Here is a 2,723-nt window from a genome sequence, read left to right as displayed (position 1 = left end):
AGGCCGGCCGGCCCGGCGCCGACGATCGCGACGCGCCGGCCGCTGGGGCATGCGCGGGTGAACGGGTGGGTGCCGGTTTCGGCGTGACGCGCCATGACATGATCGGTCGCGACGCGCTGCAACGCGCCGATGGCGACGGGTTCGTCTTCCTGCGCGACGCGGACGCACGCCCCTTCGCAGAGGATCTCGGTGGGGCAGACGCGCGCGCAGGAGCCGCCCAGAATATTCGCCTGGAAAATCCGTTGCCCGGCACCGGCGAGATTGCCGGTGGCGATGGCGCGGATGAAGCCGGGGATGTCGATGCCGGTCGGGCAGGCGGTGATGCAGGGGGCGTCGTGACAGAAATAGCATCGGGCGGCGGCGAGTGCAGCGCGGTCGGGCGTGAGGCAGGGGTGGATGTCGGCGAAGCCGGTGATCAGATCGGCGGGATCGAGGCGGCCGCAGACGAGGCCGGATTGATCCGGCTTGCTGTTCAAGGCTGGCGCGTCGTGCATGCTCACCCCCGGCACCGTGATCGAAATGAACTTGACCAGAGCTGACCGATCCGTCAAGTTATTTCTGAAACTGATCAGCGATCATATCTTCAACTGAAAATTGATCAAAAACAGTGCAGATTTCAGCCTCACCGGCAGCGAAACCACGCCAGACGAAATCGGCACAGATTGTCGAGCATATTCTGGCGCGGGCCGAGCCGGTGTTCGCCGAGGCCGGGCTGGCGGGGGCGACGATGGCGGCGCTGGCGGCGGCGACCGGGTTGCCGCGGGCCAATCTGCACTATCATTTCGGCACCAAGGAGAAGCTCTACGCCCAGGTGCTGGAGAATATTCTCGCACTCTGGCTCGATGCGTCGGACAGTATCCGCCCGGATGCCGAGCCGGCGGCGGCGCTGACCGCGTATATCCGCGCCAAAATGTCGTATTCGCGGGACCGGCCGTTCGCCTCGAAAGTATTCGCCAACGAGATTCTGCATGGGGCGACGCAGTTGCGGTCGTATCTCGGGCTCAGCCTGCGTCGCAAGGTCGATGAGAAAGCGGCGGTGATCGAGGGCTGGATCGCGCAGGGGCGGATGGACCCGGTCGATCCGCGGCACCTGTTCTTTCTGCTCTGGGCGATGACCCAGACCTACGCCGATTTCGCGAGCCAGATGACCGCGGTGCTGGGCGTGCCGCGGCTGGGCGAGGCGGAATTCGCCAGCGGTGAGGCGCTGATTTTGCAACTCGTGCTGCGCGGGTGCGGGCTCGATCGATCGAAAGGAAGGGAATCGCCATGAGTCTGTTGATCCGGGGCGGCACGATCGTGACCGCCGAGCGGCGCTATCGGGCGGATGTGCTGTGCGCGAGCGGGGTGATCGCGGCGATCGGGCCGGATCTCGAAGCGCCGGCGGGGGCCAGCGTGGTCGATGCCGGCGATGCGTTCGTGATGCCGGGGGGGATCGATCCGCACACCCATATGGAACTGCCGTTCATGGGCACGGTGGCGAGCGAGGATTTCTATACCGGCACCGCCGCCGGTCTGGCGGGCGGCACCACGATGATCATCGATTTCGTGATCCCCGCACCGGATGAGTCGCCGCTTGCCGCCTATCACGTGTGGCGCGAACGGGCGGTGAAGGCGGCGGCGGATTACAGTTTCCATGTGGCGATCACCTCATGGTCCGATCGGGTGCGCGACGAGATGGGCACGCTGGCGCGCGAGCACGGGGTGAACAGTTTCAAGCATTTCATGGCCTATAAGGGGGCCATCATGGTCGATGACGGGGTGTTGCTGAACAGCTTCGCCCGCGCGCTCGAACTCGGTGCGATGCCGACCGTTCATGCCGAGAACGGCGAGGCGGTGTTTCACCTTCAGCGCAGCCTGCTGGCGGCGGGGATCACCGGACCGGAAGGGCATGCGCTGTCGCGGCCGCCGGCGGTGGAGGGTGAGGCGGCGGAGCGGGCGATCACCATCGCCGGGGTGATCGGCACGCCGGTGTATATCGTGCATGTCTCGACCGAACAGGCGAGTGCCGCGATCGCGCGGGCGCGGGCGACCGGCCAGCGGGTGTTCGGCGAGGTTCTGGCGCAGCATCTGGTGATCGATGAGGGCGTCTATCGCAACGCCGATCCGGCCTTCGCGGCGGCGCATGTGATGAGCCCGCCGTTCCGGGCGAAGCATCATCAGGGGGCGTTGTGGGCGGGGCTGGCGTCCGGGCAGTTGCAGACCACGGCGACCGATCATTGCTGTTTCTGCACGCCGCAAAAGGCCGCCGGGCGCGATGATTTCACGCTGATCCCGAACGGAACCGGCGGGATCGAGGACCGGATGAGCATTCTCTGGCATCATGGTGTCGTGGCGGGGCGGCTGACGCCGCAGGAATTCGTGCGGGTGACCTCGACCAACGCGGCGCAGATTTTCAATATCCATCCGCGCAAGGGGAGCGTCACCGTGGGGGCGGATGCGGATCTGGTGGTGTGGGATGGGCGGGCAACGCGGCGGATTTCCGCGGCGACGCATCACCAGAACGTCGATTTCAACGTGTTCGAAGGGATGGAGGTGCAGGGTGTGGCACGGCATACCATTGCATCCGGCCGGCTTGTGTTCACCGAGGGCGAGCTGCGGGCGGTGCGGGGGGCGGGGCGCTATGTCGATCGGCCGTGCTTCACCCCGGTGGTGCCAAAACCCGGTGCGGGTTAGAGCGATATGCGATTAAGTTGACGCGGCAGCGGCAACATAATCGCATGAAA

At 65.9% G+C, this 2,723-nt stretch carries 2 protein-coding genes and 1 pseudogene; 2 read left to right on the top strand and 1 reads right to left on the bottom strand.

Features of this window, described 5'->3' with window-relative positions:
• Positions 1 to 494 (bottom strand): annotated as a pseudogene (locus ACP5E6_RS09485) (dihydropyrimidine dehydrogenase); the annotation flags it as partial.
• Between the two features lie 113 nt (positions 495 to 607).
• Between ACP5E6_RS09485 and ACP5E6_RS09480 the strand changes: the two are divergent.
• Both ACP5E6_RS09480 and hydA read left to right on the top strand, forming a co-directional pair.
• Entirely contained in the window at positions 608 to 1,270 is a 663-nt protein-coding gene (locus ACP5E6_RS09480) for a TetR family transcriptional regulator C-terminal domain-containing protein (RefSeq protein ID WP_427953991.1), read from the top strand.
• The gene (hydA, locus tag ACP5E6_RS09475; RefSeq protein WP_427953990.1) at positions 1,267 to 2,673 is read left to right on the top strand and encodes a dihydropyrimidinase; all 1,407 of its coding nucleotides are present in this window, start codon (positions 1,267 to 1,269) and stop codon (positions 2,671 to 2,673) included. Before ACP5E6_RS09480 ends, hydA begins: the two co-directional genes overlap by 4 nt.
• Positions 2,674 to 2,723: the final 50 nt, after the last annotated feature.

Source organism: Acidiphilium sp. (assembly GCF_049977125.1).
In the GTDB taxonomy this organism is placed as follows: Bacteria; Pseudomonadota; Alphaproteobacteria; order Acetobacterales; family Acetobacteraceae; genus Acidiphilium.
Note: the sequence above shows the minus strand (reverse complement) of the source record. Positions and strands in the feature narration are given on the sequence as shown.

Excerpts from the sequence above, each read along its gene's own strand:
- hydA (WP_427953990.1), top strand. The coding sequence starts at position 1,267 with ATGAGTCTGTTGATCCGGGGCGGCACGATCGTGACCGCCGAGCGGCGC.